16 protein-coding genes are annotated in these 16,216 nt (G+C 71.4%); 8 read left to right on the top strand and 8 right to left on the bottom strand.

Annotated elements, in window-relative coordinates:
- Positions 1 to 55: 55 nt before the first annotated feature.
- From ACFFR3_RS26355 to ACFFR3_RS26345, 3 genes are read left to right on the top strand one after another with little or no spacing between them, the layout of a single operon-like run.
- A complete protein-coding gene (locus ACFFR3_RS26355) occupies positions 56 to 1,315 on the top strand; it encodes a cytochrome P450 (RefSeq protein ID WP_379484010.1) in 1,260 nt (419 codons plus the stop codon).
- Positions 1,316 to 1,348: 33 nt separating this feature from the next.
- Complete coding sequence (locus tag ACFFR3_RS26350) at positions 1,349 to 2,167, top strand: class I SAM-dependent methyltransferase (protein ID WP_364363562.1); 819 nt, start codon at positions 1,349 to 1,351, stop codon at positions 2,165 to 2,167.
- Between the two features lie 17 nt (positions 2,168 to 2,184).
- A complete protein-coding gene (locus tag ACFFR3_RS26345) occupies positions 2,185 to 3,372 on the top strand; it encodes a hypothetical protein (RefSeq protein WP_364363565.1) in 1,188 nt (395 codons plus the stop codon).
- Between the two features lie 59 nt (positions 3,373 to 3,431).
- Here the strand turns inward: ACFFR3_RS26345 and ACFFR3_RS26340 are convergent, their stop codons facing one another.
- Positions 3,432 to 4,466 carry a CopD family protein gene (locus ACFFR3_RS26340; protein ID WP_364363568.1) on the bottom strand — a complete coding sequence of 345 codons (1,035 nt, stop codon included), beginning with the start codon at positions 4,464 to 4,466 and terminating at the stop codon, positions 3,432 to 3,434.
- Complete coding sequence (locus ACFFR3_RS26335; protein ID WP_379484009.1) at positions 4,463 to 5,146, bottom strand: copper resistance CopC family protein; 684 nt, start codon at positions 5,144 to 5,146, stop codon at positions 4,463 to 4,465. The genes ACFFR3_RS26340 and ACFFR3_RS26335 overlap by 4 nt, the downstream gene beginning before the upstream one ends.
- 52 nt (positions 5,147 to 5,198) lie before the next feature.
- Here ACFFR3_RS26335 and ACFFR3_RS26330 point away from each other — a divergent pair, with 52 nt between their 5' ends.
- On the top strand, positions 5,199 to 5,969 hold the full coding sequence (locus ACFFR3_RS26330) for a class I SAM-dependent methyltransferase (RefSeq protein ID WP_345387482.1): 771 nt from the start codon (positions 5,199 to 5,201) through the stop codon (positions 5,967 to 5,969).
- On the opposite strand, the gene ACFFR3_RS26325 is transcribed toward ACFFR3_RS26330, so the two are convergent.
- The 3 genes from ACFFR3_RS26325 to ACFFR3_RS26315 all read right to left on the bottom strand — a co-directional run bounded on the left by ACFFR3_RS26325 (position 5,926) and on the right by ACFFR3_RS26315 (position 8,291).
- Positions 5,926 to 6,915: an AurF N-oxygenase family protein gene (locus ACFFR3_RS26325; protein ID WP_345387480.1), complete on the bottom strand. Its 990-nt coding sequence runs from the start codon at positions 6,913 to 6,915 to the stop codon at positions 5,926 to 5,928. The genes ACFFR3_RS26330 and ACFFR3_RS26325 overlap by 44 nt on opposite strands.
- 64 nt (positions 6,916 to 6,979) lie before the next feature.
- Positions 6,980 to 7,579 carry a TetR/AcrR family transcriptional regulator gene (locus ACFFR3_RS26320; RefSeq protein ID WP_345387478.1) on the bottom strand — a complete coding sequence of 200 codons (600 nt, stop codon included), beginning with the start codon at positions 7,577 to 7,579 and terminating at the stop codon, positions 6,980 to 6,982.
- A 64-nt stretch (positions 7,580 to 7,643) separates the two neighbouring features.
- Positions 7,644 to 8,291 carry a sensor histidine kinase gene (locus ACFFR3_RS26315; protein ID WP_379484008.1) on the bottom strand — a complete coding sequence of 216 codons (648 nt, stop codon included), beginning with the start codon at positions 8,289 to 8,291 and terminating at the stop codon, positions 7,644 to 7,646.
- Positions 8,292 to 8,561: 270 nt separating this feature from the next.
- Between ACFFR3_RS26315 and ACFFR3_RS26310 the strand changes: the two genes are divergently transcribed.
- The 4 genes from ACFFR3_RS26310 (at position 8,562) to ACFFR3_RS26295 (ending at position 12,725) form a co-directional block, all read left to right on the top strand.
- On the top strand, positions 8,562 to 8,915 hold the full coding sequence (locus ACFFR3_RS26310) for a hypothetical protein (RefSeq protein WP_379484007.1): 354 nt from the start codon (positions 8,562 to 8,564) through the stop codon (positions 8,913 to 8,915).
- Between the two features lie 133 nt (positions 8,916 to 9,048).
- Complete coding sequence (locus tag ACFFR3_RS26305; protein ID WP_345387472.1) at positions 9,049 to 10,215, top strand: acyl-CoA dehydrogenase family protein; 1,167 nt, start codon at positions 9,049 to 9,051, stop codon at positions 10,213 to 10,215.
- Entirely contained in the window at positions 10,212 to 11,234 is a 1,023-nt protein-coding gene (locus ACFFR3_RS26300; protein WP_345387470.1) for an acyl-CoA dehydrogenase family protein, read from the top strand. Before ACFFR3_RS26305 ends, ACFFR3_RS26300 begins: the two co-directional genes overlap by 4 nt.
- Complete coding sequence (locus ACFFR3_RS26295; protein ID WP_379484006.1) at positions 11,235 to 12,725, top strand: AMP-binding protein; 1,491 nt, start codon at positions 11,235 to 11,237, stop codon at positions 12,723 to 12,725.
- Here the strand turns inward: ACFFR3_RS26295 and ACFFR3_RS26290 are convergent.
- The 3 genes from ACFFR3_RS26290 to ACFFR3_RS26280 form a co-directional block, all read right to left on the bottom strand.
- Positions 12,704 to 13,699, bottom strand: coding sequence for a helix-turn-helix transcriptional regulator (locus ACFFR3_RS26290; protein WP_364363589.1), 996 nt, complete (start codon positions 13,697 to 13,699; stop codon positions 12,704 to 12,706). The two genes, ACFFR3_RS26295 and ACFFR3_RS26290, sit on opposite strands and share 22 nt — an antisense overlap.
- Positions 13,700 to 13,716: 17 nt before the next feature.
- Positions 13,717 to 14,700 (bottom strand): zinc-binding dehydrogenase, encoded by a 984-nt coding sequence (locus ACFFR3_RS26285; RefSeq protein ID WP_379484005.1) that lies wholly within the window; start codon positions 14,698 to 14,700, stop codon positions 13,717 to 13,719.
- Between the two features lie 75 nt (positions 14,701 to 14,775).
- The gene (locus tag ACFFR3_RS26280; RefSeq protein ID WP_345387464.1) at positions 14,776 to 16,206 is read right to left on the bottom strand and encodes an Nramp family divalent metal transporter; all 1,431 of its coding nucleotides are present in this window, start codon (positions 16,204 to 16,206) and stop codon (positions 14,776 to 14,778) included.
- Positions 16,207 to 16,216: the final 10 nt, after the last annotated feature.

Here is a 16,216-nt window from a genome sequence, read left to right as displayed (position 1 = left end):
GCCAGGGGAGCGGGACCGGCGGTGTCAGGTGACGGAGGCGGGGATTGTCGGTGATGTGGTCGAGGTGTTCCTGCCCTCCACCTACGACCGGGCCGTCCCGTACGAGCTCTTCGCCCGGCTGCGTGAGGAGAGCCCCGTCTGCCGCGTCCCCGAGCCTCCGGTGGGGCCGTGGCGGGCGGGGGCCGGGTACTGGGCGGTGTTCCGGCACGCCGACGTCAAGCACGTCCTGCGTACCCCGGAGGACTTCTCCTCCTACCTCGGCGCCACCCAGATCCGCGACCCCGACACCCCGTCCGACCTGGAGTTCGTCCAGGTGCAGATGTTGAACATGGACCCGCCAGGCCATTCCAGGCTGCGCAGGATCGTGGCGGCGGCGTTCACGCCCCGCGCCGTACGCGCCCTGGAACGGACGATCGAGCGGCGGGCGGCGGCGCTGTTCGGCGAGGGGGAGTGCGATTTCGTGGAGGTGGCCGCCGACCTGCCCGTCTGGACGCTGGCGCACGTCATGGGGGTGCCCGCGCAGGACAGGCGGCTGCTGTACGACTGGGCGTCGCGCGTCATCGGCTACCAGGACGCCGACTACGCGGGCCTGTCCACGGCGGACGTCGCATCCCTGACCCCCATGGGCCGTCACGCCGTCAAGGCCAGGCCGGAGCCGCGGCCCGGCGTCAACCCGCGGTCGCGGGCGGCCCTGGCCGACATGTTCGCCTACGCGCACGCGCTGGGGGAGGCCCCCGTGGACGACGAGTCCGTCATGTCCGCCATGCGGAAGGGCGGCCTGACGGAGGCCGAGTTCGAGAACATGTTCTTCCTGTTCGCCGTCGCCGGGAACGAGACCCTGCGCAACGGCATCCCCGGCGGCCTGCTCACCCTCCTCCAGCACTCGGACCAGCTGGAGCGCCTGCGCGCGCACCCCGAGCTGCTCGACTCCGCCGTCGAGGAGATGCTGCGCTTCTGGCCGCCGGTCATGCACTTCAGGCGTACGGCGACCCGCGACCTCACCCTGGGCGGGCAGCGGGTCAGGGCGGGCGAGAAGGTGGTCGTTTACCACGCCTCAGCCAACCGCGACCCGGCCGTCTTCCCCGGCCCCGACCGCTTCGACATCGCCCGCACCCCCAACGACCACGTCAGCTTCGGCTTCGGCCCGCACTTCTGTCTCGGCGCGCACCTGGCCCGCGCCCAGCTCCGTTCGGTGTTCAGGGAACTGCTCAGGTGGGACGTCGAACTCGCCGGCCCGCCCCGCCGCCTCACGTCCAACTTCCAGAACGGACTGAAGCACCTTCCGGTACGCCTGAGCTCCAGGAAAACGTGCTGAGAACCCGGCCATCGGCTGCCTATCATCACGATCATGGCCGACTACCTGCGCATCAACCGGGACAACTGGAACGCGCGTGTCCCCGTCCACGTCGCCAGCTCCTTCTACGACGTCGCGGGCTTCAAGTCGGGCCGCAGCCCGCTGCGCGCGTTCGAGATCGAGGAGATGGGCGAGGTGGCCGGCCGCAGCCTGGTGCACCTGCAGTGCCACTTCGGCCTCGACACCCTCTCCTGGGCCAGGCGGGGGGCGGAGGTGACCGGCCTCGACCTGTCCGACGCCGCGATCGACCAGGCCGAGCGCATCGCCGCGGAGTGCGGCATCCCGGCGCGGTTCGTCACGGCCGACGTGTACGACGCTCCTGAGGCGCTCGGCGCGACGTACGACATCGTCTACACCGGCATCGGAGCCCTCGTCTGGCTGCCCGACCTCACCCGCTGGGCCGGGACCGTCGCCCGCCTGCTCAAACCCGGCGGATTCCTCTATGTCGCCGATTTCCACCCGTTCACCGAGGTCCTCGACGACGAAACCGGTACGAAGGTCACCAACGACTACTTCGACCGCGGCCCCCACGTATGGGACTACCCGCACACCTACACCGGCCCGGAAGTGCTCGAACACCAGACGTCCGTGGAGTTCAGGCACGGCATGGGCGAGATCGTCACCGCGGTCGCGAACGCCGGCCTGCGCCTGGAGTTCCTGCACGAGCACGACCACACGTTGTTCCGCCGCTTCGACACCTACACGGAACGCGACGGCGGCTACCGCCCGCCCGCCGGCGCGCCGAGGGTCCCGCTGATGTTCTCCCTGCGGGCGACCGCGAGCCCGGCCGGGAGCGGCGTTCCGGGCGGCTGACCGTAAGATTCTCTGCCGTGAAGTCTCCAGCATCGCTCAAGAAGGCCGCCGCGTGGGCCCTGCCCTACTGGACCCGCGGCGAGGCAGGCCGCGACACACCGCCCGACCTGTTCAGGGTGCTCTACTTCGGCTGGCTGGTGGCGCTCACGCTCAAGCTGCTCGGCTCGGCCTGGGACGTCTCCTGGCACTTCAAGTGGCTGCGTGACGACCTCGCGCCGCCCCACCTGCTCAACTCCGCCGGCACCGCCCTCGCCGTCGCCCTCACCCTGATCCACGGCTACACCGGCTACGGCGTCGACAAGAAGGCGCTCAAGCTCATCCAGTGGGGCACCGGCATCTTCCTCGTCGCGGTGCCGCTCGACCTGATCAACCACCGCGTCAACGGGCTCGACATCACCTCGTGGAGCCCGTCCCACATCATGCTGTACGTCGGAACGTTCTTCATGATCGCCGGCGTGATCAGAGGCTGGTTCATGGGCGCGCCACCCGGGCGCGAGCGCACGGTCGTGCTGGGCGCCTTCTTCGCGTTCTTCCTGGAGAACGTGCACTTCCCCGAGCAGCACCAGGAGTACGGCGTGCTCTCGCTCGGCGCCTGGGACAACAAGGCGACCTACGCCGAGCCCATCCTGCTCCAGTTCGCGGCCGACCAGATGAACCGGCCGATCGACAGGGAGATGATGGCCGGGTTCACGCTGCCGGTACCCGACTACCTCTATCCGGTCTACGCGGTGGTCGCCGGGCTGTCGGTGCTGGTGCTGGCCAGGCGGCTGATCGGCAGGTTCGGCGCGGCGACGCTCGTCGCGGCCGGCTACGTCGGGTTCAGGACCGTGATCTGGCCGCTGCTCACCTTCACCGGCTTCCCGCCGTCCGCGCTGCCGTTCTTCCTGGTCGTGGCCGGGTTGCTGGTGGACGTCGCGTTCCTGGTGCGGATGCCGTACGTGCGGGCGGTGCTGGGCACGGTCGTCGCGACCGCCGCCGCGTACGGCGCGCTCGTGGTGCAGAACGCGGCCATGGGGCCGGTCTACGGCGCTCTGAAGGGCCAGGAGGGGCTGCTCGGAGCGCCCCCGCTCGCCACGTCGTCGGCGGTGTGGGCCGGCATCGGCCTGCTCGTCGCCTGGCTGGCGATCGAGGCCCTCACCGGCCGCAGGAAGGCTCGACCCGTGGGGACGCCCGCCCCGGTGGTGGCGGCTCCGGCCACCACCTGAGGTTCCCGCCACCACCTGAGGTTCCCGCCACCGCGTGAAGTTCCGGGCAGGAGGAGCGGTCAGGCGATCGAGGCGCGGGTGATCGCCACCGCCACCCCGTACGCCAGGCCCATCACGCTCACCTCGGCCACCGTCCACCCGACCAGGGCGGTGGCCTGCCCCCTCCTGATGGCGGGCAGCAGCCGGAAGCGGATGTGCGCGGCCAGCGGCACCAGCAGCGCCACCAGCGCCGCCTTGACCACGACCAGCAGGCCGTAGTGGCTGGTCACGATCGCGCCGGGCAGCGTCACGCCGGGCGTGAGCGCCATCGTGCCGAGCCCCGTGATCAGGCCCGACAGCGCCACCAGGAGCAGGCACACGGTGGCGATCCTGGAGAACCTCGGCAGCGCCACCGCCAGCAGGTCGCGGTGCGGGGCGAGGAAGGCGGCCGTGACGACCAGCCCGCCGGTCCACGCCGCCGCGCCCATCACGTGGACCTCCATCGAGATCATGATGGGGTCGTGCCAGATCGAGTTGACGGCGTGGCCGGTGACCGGGATCGGCAGCAGCCCGAACAGCCCCACGATCACCCGCAGCTCGGCCGGCACCTTCTCGCCGAACCGCACCGCCATCAGCCCGATCCCGGCCGCCGCCAGCGCGCACGCGGCGCTGAACAGCAGGCCCTGACCCGTGCCGACGGTGTCGACGTAGCTCGCGATCATCCCGAACGTCGGCACCACGCCGGGGTTGAGCTCGGCCGTCTGGAAGACGATCGTGAGCAGCGCGCAGATCGCCCACGCCCACGCGGCCACCACCGCCAGCGGGCGCACCCGCACCAGGACCGGCTCGGTACGCTCTGGCGCGTTGAAGCCGAGCAGCTTGGGCAGCAGGCTGAGCCCGACCACGGCCACGGCCGCGATGTCGAGCAGCGCCCTGACGAGGGGCAGGCCGATCTCCACGACGGGCCCCGGCATGGGGATGCCCGGCACGGACTCCTGCGCCGTCAGCGAACTGGCCGCCACGGCCGCGACGACCGCGCACACCCCGAACGCCCCGGCGACCAGCCGCCCGCCGACCTTCCGCGTCTGCGGCAGCGGGGGAGCGATCACACTCACGCCCGGCCCCTCTCACCGGAACGCCCACCGTCGCCCGCCGTGGGGGCTGGGGCCTCGGAGCCGGAGGAGCCAGCGGAGTCGAGCGCGGCGGTGGCTGAGGAGTCTGCGGGGACAGCCGCAGGGGGTGCGGGGACTGCGGGGGAGGTGGCAGGGGATGCGGGGGTCGAGCGGCGGAGGGCGACGATGGTGCCCGCGGCCAGGACGATCAGGGCGCCCAGGACCCACAGCACGGCCATCCCGGCGCCGCCGTTGGCCGCCGCCTCGGCCGCCGCGGCGTCGGCGCCGCCGGCCGTCTCCCGCGCGGCGGGCGCGGCGGCGCCGCCGCCCGTCACGGTGAAGGAGATCTTCCCGGTGACCGGGTGCCCGTCGGCCGACAGGATGCGGTAGCCCACCACGTACGACCCGGCGGGCAACGGCTTGACCTGGACGGTGACCCGTTCCGCCGCCACCGAGGCGGCATCGTCGGCCCACGAGCCGCCGTCCGCCGACGTGACGCCCACCTGCGCGTACCCCTGACGCACCGCCTGGTCGAACACCAGCGTCACCCGCTCGGGCGCGGCCGTCAACGCGGCTCCGTCCTTGGGGTCGCTGCTGATGAGCACGTTGTGCGCCCGCGCGGGGGACCAGAGCAGCCCGGTCGCCGCGACGGCGAGCAGCAGGACCGTGAGTAGCCGCCTCACAGATCGAAACCTTCCATCGAACCTCGTCATGAACCTGTATATGGTCCCACCCATGGCGGACCTGTTCGGCGGCGCGGCCCCCTCCTACGCGAAATACCGCACCCGCCCACCGGAGCCGGCGATCGCTCACCTGGCGGCGGCGTTCGGGGCGGACAGCACCGTGCTGGACCTCGGCTGCGGCCCAGGCACGCTGGCGATCCCGCTGGCAGGACGGGTGCGCGAGGTCCTGGCCGTCGATCCCGACCACGGCATGCTGGCCGAGGGCAGGCGCCTGGCGCGGCGCTCGCCGAACGTGCGCTGGATGGCGGGCGACTCGGCACGGCTGGGCGAGCTGCCGGCGTTCGACCACGTGGTGATGGGCCGCTCCTTCCACTGGATGGACCGGCGGGCGGTGCTGGCCGAGCCGGACGCGCTGCTGCCGCGAGACGGCGTCGTGGTGCTGGTGGGCCCGGCCGCCGACGAGCCGGAGCAGCCGTGGGAGCCGGCGATGCGCCGGGTGCGGGACGCGTCCGGCATCAACACGTTCACGGCGAGCAACAGCTACCAGGCGACCGGCGAGCCGCGCGAGGCGGTGCTGAGCGGCTCGCCTTTCAGGATGCTCGCCCGGGCGCGGTTCGAGCAGCGGCTGACGTACGACGTGACGGCCGTGGTCGGCCCGCAGCTGTCGTACCCCTACACCGTGCCCGCCGCACTCGGCGGCCGCCTGGAGGCGTTCGCCGAGGAGGCCGGGCGCGCGCTGCTCGCCGACCGCCCGTCGGGCCGGTGGGACCTGACGACGGTCACCGAGGTCGTGACGGCGCGGCGTCCGCCCAGATCCCCATGAGCTTCCAGACCCGCCTGCTGACCGCGTTGACCAGCCCGACCTCGGCGCACAGCTCGCGCGTGCGGGCCACCGAGTCGCGGATCTCGCGCCCGGCGTCCGGGTCGCGCAGATAGACGTCGGCGACCACGCTCGCGGGGATGCGGAAGCGCCGGATCATCGGCCCGGGCGGCGCGAGCATGATGCGCGCCATCACGCCGAGCACGACGGGCGCGAACAGGCCGAGCAGGAACCGCCGGTACGCCGGCATCCTGGGCACCCGGTTGCGCAGGTAGTGCCGGGCGAACGAGATGTGCCTGGCCTCCTCCGCGACGTGGATGCGCATGATGGTCTCCTCCAGCGGATGGTGCGGCCTGCCGTCCTTGAGCACCCTGCGCTGGACGTGGTCGATCGGGTCCTCGCCGCCGAGCACGAACACGAAGAACAGCTCGGTCGAGACCAGCGGGATCCAGGGCGCGACCTGCGCTACGGCCGACAGCGGGCGCGGCATGCCGCGGATCGGCATCCCGGTACGGTTCACGAACTCCTGGAACATCATCCCGTGATGTCCCTCTTCGATGGTCTCGTGGTAGACGTACCGGAACTCGGGTGACCCGTTGGGCAGCCGGTAGGCGTAGTTGAGCAGCCCGCGCTTGAGCAGGTTCTCGAACTGCAGGCCGATCTTCATGGCGGTGGCCACCCGCCACAGCCCGATCCGCGCGCGCACCTCGGGGGGCTGGGCGCGGTACCAGGGGTGGCCGCCCAGCCGGTCGACCCCTGGCAGCTCCCAGCGCGGATCGGACGGGTCCACGTGGAACTCCGGGTCGTCCCACGGGATGTCGCGGTAGGGCTCCCAGTGCTTGTCGACGGACGCCTTCGAGAGGCGTTCGATGACCGCGCGGTAGGCGCCGCCGTCGCCGACGTGCTCGTCGTGTTCCTGGGAGGCGGTAGAGCGTGGTGCGGACGTCATCGCTGCACTCCTCTCCTCGCCCAGTAATTGTACGAAGCATCCAATAAGCCTGGGAAGGTGAGGGTCACAGGTTTTCCGCGTCCACCCCCAGCTCCTTGGCCGCCGCCGTACGGATGAGCACGTTGACCCGCCGCCGTGACAACACCTTGGGATGCGTGTGCGTCTGCACCGCGAGGCCGTCGATCAGGGCGAACAGCCGCCACGTCGCCGAGTCGGGATCGTCGCAGTCGAAGTCGCCGCTCACCACGCCCGCCTCGATGATCGTGCGCATCAGCGTGCGCCCCCTGGCGTCGATGCGCCGGGAGATCTCCTCCAGCTCGGTGCTGCGCATCGCCTCGGACCAGGCGTCGATCCAGAGCCGCCAGCCCTCCGTGGGAATCGCCGGCGAGCAGAGCCGTAGCAGCGAGCGCAGGCGCTCGAGCGGCGTGCCGGAGGAACGTTCGACGTCGGCGAGCGCCTCGAGGTGCACGCGTGCCGCATAGCCGAATGCCTGCGCGAACAGCCGCTCCTTGGTCTCGAAGTGGTAGAAGAGCAGGGCCTGGCTGACTCCGGCGGCCCTGGCGATGTCCAGGGTCCTGGTGTGCCCGAAACCTTGCTCCGCGATCACCTCGCAGGCCGTCTTCAGCAAATCCTCGCGCCGTAATCGGCTGAAACCAGTTGTCACAGCGGGTAACTCTAACTTCTGATCACTAGTATTTATAGGACAAAACGGACGTCAGTCCTTCTGGTTACATGGAGCCCCGATACGTACACACAGTCCCGTTCATGGTGATCATGGTAGTTGGGGGTACCGAACACCTTTCGGTGGGGTCGGAAAACCGTCTCAGCCGCTGGCTTTGGGCAGGCGAAGGACGAAACGGGCACCCGTCTCCGAGTCCTCGATCCGCAGCGTTCCGTGGGATCGTGCTCTCGGCGTGCCGCTCGGCGTTGTCCAGCAGGTTCGTCAGCAGGCGGGCCAGCCGGTGGCGGTCGCCCGTGACCACGACGCCCGGCTCCAGCGAGGTGACCACCTGCTTCGAGCGCGGCGTCGCGCTCTCGCAGGAGACCAGCTCGCCCAGGTCCACCGGCTCCAGCGTGCCCGGCTCGCCCGCGTCGAGCCGGGCCAGCGTCAGCAGGTCGGTGACGATGTTCTGCAGCCGGTCGAGGCCGGCCAGCAGCTTCGCGCCGGTCTCGCGCCAGTCGGTCTCCTCGGGCGCGAGCATCGCCATCTCCAGCTCGGTCCGCATGGCCGTGATCGGGCTGCGCAGGTCGTGGGAGGCGTCGGAGGCGAAGCGGCGCTGCTGCTCAAGCGCGGACTCCAGGCGTTCGAGCGTCTGGTTCGCGGTCTCGGCCAGCCCTCTGATCTCGTCGGCCCTGTCGGGCACGGGCAGGCGCAACGACCCGTCGCCGCCGGTGATCTCCGCCAGCCGCTCGGTGCCTGGACGGGCGCCAGCGTCCCCGCCACCACCCGCGAGACGCCGAACCAGGTCAGCGCCACCAGCACCACGGTGAACAGGGTCAGGAACGTGATCGCGGCGGGGCTGACGTACCAGGGCGGCAGCGGGCCGAAGGCGTAGACGATCCAGTCGCCGTCCGGCTCGTAGGCGCGGAAGGACACCACGATCTGGCAGTCGCCGGCGAACTCGGGCCGGTCGCACATCGTACCGATGCGGGTGGCCTTGTCGTCCTCGGGGACCGTGCGGATCAGGCGCGGCGACCCGGCCAGGTTGGACGTCGAGGAGACCACCTGCCCTGAGGCGTCGACGACCTGCAGCCCGTCGAGGTCGATCGAGGTCACGCGGGGCAGGTCGTGGTCCTTGATGAGGTACACCACGCGCAGGGCGGTGCTGACGACCTCGCGGGTCCTGATGTCCACGATCGTGGTGCGGGTGGCCCAGAGCAGCAGCGCGGCGGCGGCGACGCACAGCAGCGTCATGGCCACGCTGGCGAGCAGCGCCAGTCTCGCGCGTATGGATCGGCCCGGCCGTACGATCACACCCATCCCCCTGCAGGTCAGGTGATCACATTGGGCGGCTTCTCCTCGAATCATCGGAGATTCCATGACGAATCACCCCGGCACCCACCAGAGCAATGCTCTATGCGTGCCGGGGCGAGCTGACTAGAGTAAGTGAGCACTGATGCCGAGGAGTCGAAGTGAACCTTGCTGAGTATCGGCGTGCGGCCAGAAGCTGGCTGCAGGAGAACGCACCGACCGACGACTACCCGGAGGCCGACGGGATCCCCCGCGCCAAGGAGTTCATGGCCAAGCTGTACGACGCCGGCTACTCCGGCATCAGCTGGCCGAAGCAGTGGGGCGGCCAGGGCCTGACGCAGGCGGAGGAGCGGGTGTTCGCCGAGGAGGCCCGCGACTTCACCCTGCCCACCTACGTCTTCTCGATCGGTCTCGGCATGACCGGGCCGACGATCGTCGACCGGGGAAGCGACGCCCTGCGTGAGCGGTTCGTCCGGCCGCTGCTGCGCGGCGAGGAGATCTGGTGCCAGCTCTTCTCCGAGCCTGGCGCCGGCAGCGACGTGGCCAGCCTGCAGACCAGGGCCGTACGCGACGGCGACCACTGGATCATCGACGGCCAGAAGGTGTGGACCTCCGTCGCCCACCACGCCGACTGGGGCCTGCTGCTCGCCCGCACCGACGTCGACCGGCCCAAGCACAAGGGCCTGACCATGTTCGTGGTGGACATGCACCACCCCGGCGTGACGGTCAGGCCGCTGAAGGACATGTCGGGCCGGGCCAACTTCAACGAGATCTTCTTCGACGCCGTGCCGATCCCCGACGAGCACCGCGTCGGCGAGGTCAACGACGGCTGGAGCGTGGCTGTCACGACGCTGCTGCACGAGCGGCTGTCGATCTCGGCGGGCGTCGGCATGAGCGGCCAGAAGGAGAACCCGGCCGCGCTCGACGCGCTGCGCAGGCAGGTCGACACCGCCGACCCGCTGGTCCGCGACGAGCTCGTCGAGCTGCACATCCGCAGCCGCGCGCTCGAGCTGTTCAACGAGCGGTTGTCACAGGAGACCAGGGCCGGCGTCTTCCCCGGCGCCCGCGGCAGCGCCGCCAAGCTGCTGCTCGCCGAGCTGACCCAGTTCCAGGCCGACCTCGCCACCCGGCTCGTCGGCCCCGAAGCCACGCTGGCCGGCCACCCGCTCGCCCGCGCGATCTCCATGGCCCCCGGCATGGCGCTGGGCGGCGGCACCAACGAGATCATGCGCAACATCATCGGCGACCGCGTGCTCGGCCTGCCGCCGGAGCCGCGCGTGGACAAGACCGTGCCGTTCAAGGACCTGAAGGTGGGGACGCAGGGGTGAAGCTCGTACTCAGCACCGAACAACAGGAGCTGCGCGCGGCCGTACGCGCCTTCCTCGGCGCCGCCTCCCCGCTCCCCAAGGCCCGCGAGGGGTACGACCCGCAGGTCTACGCGCGGCTCAACGGCGAGCTCGGCCTGTCCGGCCTGATCGTCCCCGAGGAGTACGGCGGCGCGGGCGCCGGGCTGAGCGAGCTGGCCGTCGCGCTGGAGGAGACCGGCGCGGCCCTGCTGCCCGGCCCCTTCCTCGCCACCGCGTTCGCCGCCATCACGCTCGGCCGGGTGCCCGACAAGGAACTGCTGGCCGGCATCGCCGAGGGCCGCGTCGCCGCCACCGTCCACTCCGCCGAGGTCTCCTACGACGGCGCCACCGCCTCCGGCCGGCTGCCCCAGGTGCTGTCCGGCATGGAGGCCGGCGTGCTGGTCGTGCCCGCGGCCACCGCCGACGGGCCCGTGCTGCTGGCCGTCGAGCTGGCCGGTCCCGGCGTCACCAGGACCGCGCTGGAGACGCTCGACCTCACCCGCGGCCAGGCCGACGTGGTGCTCGACGGCGCCCCCGCCCGCCTGCTCGGGCCCGCGCCCGAGAGCGGCGTCACCGAGCGGATGTGCGTGGCGCTGGCCGCCGAGCAACTCGGCGTGATGCGCGCCGCGCTCGACGCCATCGTGGCCTACGCCAAGATCCGCGTCGCGTTCGGCCGGTACATCGGCTCCTACCAGGGCGTCAAGCACAAGCTCGCCGACATGCACGCCAAGCTCGAACAGGCCGAGTCGATCGTCAGGTACGCCGCGTGGGCCGCCGACGAGTCGCCCGCCGACCTGCCCGAGGCGGCCGCGCTCGCCCAGGCGTACGTCGGCCGGGCCTGCTTCGAGGTGGCCCGCGACCACCTGCTGCTGCACGGCGGCATCGGCTACACCTGGGAGCACGACGCCCACCTGTTCTACAAAAGGGCCAAGGCCGACGAGGTGCTGCTCGGCCCGCCCCGCATCCACCGCGCCAGGCTCGCCGACCTCCTGGAGCTCTAGATGGACATCAGCGGCCTACCCGGCTTCTACGCCATCGCCGCCGCCGACCCCGGCCGCCTCGCCGTGATCGACGCCGACGGCACCCGCACCACCTACGGCGAGCTGCTCGCCCGCGTCAACCAGGTCTCCCACGGCCTGCGCGCCCGCGGCCTCGGCACCGGCGACGTCGTCGCGGGCGTGCTGCCCAACGGCGTCGACGCGGTGGTCATGGTCATGGCCACCGGGCAGATCGGGCTCTACTACGTGCCGATCAACTGGCACCTGACCCAGGCGGAGATCGCGTACATCCTCAAGGACTGCGACGCCAAGGTCGTCGTCACCGGGCCCGGCCACGCCGTGCCGGGCGGCGAGATCGGGACGGACGGGCTGGCCGCGGGCCAACCTGCCGAGGCGCCCGCTGACCGCACCTCCGGGGCCGTCATGTGGTACACCTCCGGCACCACCGGCTTCCCCAAGGGCGTGCAGCGCCCGCTCTCGGGAGCCGAGCCCGAGGCGATGGTGCCGCTGTACGTGTGGTTCCTCCGCGAGGTCGTCGACCTCGAGCCGGGCGCCGCGCGGCACCTGGTCACCTCGCCGATGTACCACTCGGCGCCGTGCGCGCACGCCCAGTTCGCGCTGCATCTCGGGCACACCGTGGTGATCGCGCCCCGCTTCGACCCGGTCGACATCCTGGAGCTGATCGACCGCCACCGCATCGCCAACGCCATGATGGTGCCGACCATGTTCCACCGGATGCTGCAGCTGCCCGACGAGGTGCGGGCCCGCTACGACCTGTCCAGCCTGCGGCAGGTCATCCACACCGCCGCCGCCTGTCCCGTCGCGGTCAAGCAGCAGATCATGGACTGGTGGGGCCCGGTCCTGTACGAGTATTACGGCTCGACCGAGTCCACCATCGCCTTCGCCGTCAAACCGCACGACTGGCTGGCCAGGCCCGGCACCGTAGGCCGGCCGGTGCCCACGTTCGAGGCGAAGATCTGCGACGAGTCCGGCGGCGAGCTGCCTCCCGGGTCGCCCGGCCTGGTCTACGTCAAGTCCAGCATGGGGACGTTCGAGTACCGCAAGGATCCCGGCAAGACGGCCGCCAGCATGCTGGGGGAGTGGTACACCCCCGGCGACATCGGCTACTTCGACGACGACGGCTACCTGTTCCTGTGCGACCGGCGTACCGACCTGATCGTCTCCGGCGGGGTGAACATCTACCCCGCCGAGATCGAGGCGGCGCTGCTCGACCATCCCGCCGTCGCCGACGTGGCCGTCATCGGGGTGCCCGACGAGGAGTGGGGGCACATCGTGGTCGCGCTCGTCCAGCCCGCCGCCGGCGTCGAGCCGGGGCCGGCGCTGACGGCCGAGCTGCTGGAGCACTGCGGGCCGCGCATCGCCCGGTTCAAGCAGCCCAGGGTGCTCGAATACCGGGAGGTGCTGCCGCGGACGCCGACCGGCAAGCTGTCGCGCTCGAAGGTCCGCGAGGACTACCTCGCCTCCCGTTCCTGATCGCCCGCCTGCCTCTCACCGCCCGCTCTTCCCGCCCGCCGGTAGCGGTCCGCCAGCTCCAGCACGTGCTGGGCCAGCTCCGGCGGGTCGAGCACCTCGAAGTCCACGCCGATGAACCCGATCCACACCGCGATGCCCCGCAGGTCGTCGCCGCCCAAACGGACCACGCAGGTGTCCGCGTCCACCGGCTCGACGTCCAGGGGCAGCCGCAGCGACCGCATGTGCTCGGCGGACGCCCGCAGCAGCACCTTCGCGTGGTGCCGCTGCATCGCCGTGCTCACCCCTCGTTCCACGTACGCCGCCACGTCGCCGTCGCCCGGCAGCTCCCTCGGTGCGAACCGGGGGCCTGACGGCGTGCGCGGGCGCACCCTGTCCACCCGGAACGTGCGCCAGTCCCGCCGGTCCACGTCGTAGCCGACCAGGTACCAGCGTCCCCGCCGGTGCACCAGCCGGTGCGGCTCGACGTCGCGCACGCTCTCCTCGCCGTCGTGGCCGGCGTAGTCGAACCGCAGCCGCTCGTGGTCGCGGGCGGCGTTCGCGATCGTCGTCAGCACCTCGGGCGCCACCTGCGGCGCCGTCCCCGGGATCTGCACCGTGTACGCGTTGAGCGCGCTCACCCGCCGCCGCAGCTTCGCCGGCAGCACCTGCTCCAGCTTGGCCAGCGCGCGTACCGACGTCTCCTCGATCCCTTCGACGCCGCCCCCGGCCGCCCGCCCCAGCCCGACCGCGACCGCCACCGCCTCCTCGTCGTCCAGCAGCAGCGGCGGCAGCGCCGCCCCCGCCCCCAGCCGGTACCCGCCCGCCACGCCCGGGGTGGCGTGCACGGGGTAACCGAGCGACCGCAGCCGCTCGACGTCGTTGCGGATCGTCCGCGTCGACACCCCGAGCCGCGTGGCCAGCTCGGGGCCCGGCCAGTCGCGGTGGGCCTGGAGCAGGGACAGGAGCTTGAGCAGACGGGCCGAGGTGTCGAGCATGAGAACCAGTGTGACGGCTATCGCGGCAAGGATGGTGCCGCGATGGCGTCCCCATGTTGATCGGAGACCAGCAGCAACGCCTTGCCCACCAGCCTGCGGCCCTCCAGGGCGGCGTGCGCCTCGGCGGCGCGCTCCAGCGGGACCTCCAGCCCGATCTCGGCCACCAGCCGCCCGGCCGCCGCCTCCCGCAGCGCCTGCCCGGCGAGCTCCCTGAACGTGTCCGGCGCGAACTGGACCTGCTCCATCCCGACGACCCGCACCCCGCGCCGCGCGGCCTCCGCCGGGTCGATCAGCGCGACCGACCCGCTGGGCACCCCGTAGGCGAAGAACCGCCCGCCCGGCCCCAGCAGCTCGAACGCGGCCCCGCCCACCTCGCCACCGACGCCGTCGAAGACCACCTCGACCGGCCCCGCGAACTCCTGATAGCCGATGACGACGTCAGCCCCCGCGGCAGAAGCCGCACGACGCTTGGCCGGGTCGTGCGCCGCCGCCGTCACGTGGGCGCCGGCCGCCCGCGCCAGCCGTACGACGGCCAGCCCCAGCGCCCCACCGCCCCCCGTGACCAGCACCTTGGCGCCGGGCTTCAACTCAGCCGCGCCCACCAGGCTCAGCGCGGCCGGCCCCACCTGGAGCAACGCCGCCGCCTGCCGCGACGACACCTCGTCGGGCACCTCCACGAGGGTCTCCACGCCGGCGACGGCCCGCTCGGCGTACGCACCCCCACCGGGCAGCAGCGCCGCGACCCGCCGTCCCATCCAGGAGGTGTCCACCCCGTCACCCACGGACACCACCAGCCCCGCCACCCCGGTGCCCGGCACGAACGGCGGCTCGGCGGGGAGCCAGTCCCGCCCCCACCCGGCGCGCAACTGGGCGTCGATGGACATGACGTCCACCACCGACACCCCGATGACCACCTGCCCGGGGCCCGCCACCGGTTCAGGCGTCCGCGTCACGCGCAGCACCTCGGGACCGCCGTACTTCGTCACTTCAACGACTCGCATGCGTCCGAGTCTGCAAGCTCAACCTCGGTTGAGGTCAACCGCGCCGGTGCGCGAGGCGCACCGGCGCGCCCGCCGTCACCCGAACAGGTTCTGCGCCTGCTGGAAGACCACGATCACGGTCAGCGTGCCGAAGAACAGCACCGACCAGACCAGCGCACCCAGCCGGTACGACCGCACCTTGATCGCCTCAGGCAGCGCCTTCCTGTTGAGGATGATCAGCAGGATCGAGTACACGAACATCATCACGGCCGCGAAGCACGCCGAGAACACCAGCAGGATCAGCGGCTGGTCCAGCCCCGCCAGCAGGATCACCGTGCCGACCAGCGCGATCGCCCACACCACGATGAAGTAGACCCGGTTGACCGAGACCGCCTTGTCCCGCAGGTAGACGGTCTTGAGGGTGTCGGAGGCCAGCCGCGAGGTGTAGTCGACGATGCCCATCGCCGAGGCGAACAACGCCAGCGCCCCGATCACCCAGAACAGCACACCGAACCACGGCCCGACGACGTCCATCAGCACCCGGCCCTCGGCCTCCAGGAACGCGATGCTGTTCTCCAGGCCCGGCCGGCCGAACACCGTCGAGTACGCCAGCATCGACATGAGCGCGATCGTCACGAACGACACCATGGCGAACGTCCACGCCTGCTCCACGTTCGCGAAACGCCACCACGCCTTCCAGCGCGCCAGGTTCTCCTTCGTGGGCGCGAACTGGTAGCCGGTCGACGACACCGCCTCCTCGTGGCCGGTGACCGGGCTGACCAGGCGCGGCACGTACAGGCCCATGCCGAAGCCCTTGTCGCGGATCCAGTTGCTCTGGCACAGGTTCTGGCCGCCGCCGGCACCGGCGTACGCGATGGCGCCCATCAGGACGGCGAAGTCGAGCGGCGGGACCGGGAAGCGGGCGCCGACCGTCAGGCCGCGGCCGAGCTGCAGCCAGCTCTCCGCGTTGATCGCGACCACGATCGCCACGATCGCCAGCGTCGCGACCAGGGCGATCTTCACGAAGATCACCTTTTCCAGCAGCGTGTAGATGACGGGCGCCAGCGTCAGCCCGGCCGCGATCACGATCAGCATGCCGATCGCGATGTAGCGCACCGAGCCCTGTCCTGAGCCCGTCAGGTACGTCACCATCGTCGCGGACGTGGTCACCCAGCCCGGCCAGAGGTTCGAGCACAACGTCATGATCACGAAGACCAGGCCCCAGTGTTTCCACATGCGGCTGAACCCGGTCAGCGCCGTCTCGCCGGTGGCCAGCGTGTAGCGCTCGATCTCCATGTTGAGGAACCACTGGGTGATGATGCCGATCGCGGCTCCCCAGATGAAGATCAGGCCGACCTGCGAGGCGATGTACGGCCAGAGGATGAATTCGCCCGACGCCAGCCCGACCCCTGCGCCCACCAGGCCGGGGCCGATGATGCGCCAGGTCGATCGGGGTGGCTCGGGAAGGTCGCGGACTTCGACGGTCGGTAGGACTCGCGCAGGAACGGTTGGGGTGAATTCCGTCATGCGGATCTCC

Source organism: Nonomuraea salmonea, from assembly GCF_042428605.1.
Classification (GTDB): domain Bacteria; phylum Actinomycetota; class Actinomycetes; order Streptosporangiales; family Streptosporangiaceae; genus Nonomuraea; species Nonomuraea salmonea.
The sequence above is the reverse complement of the archived record's forward strand: the minus strand, read 5'-3'. Positions and strand labels throughout refer to the sequence as shown.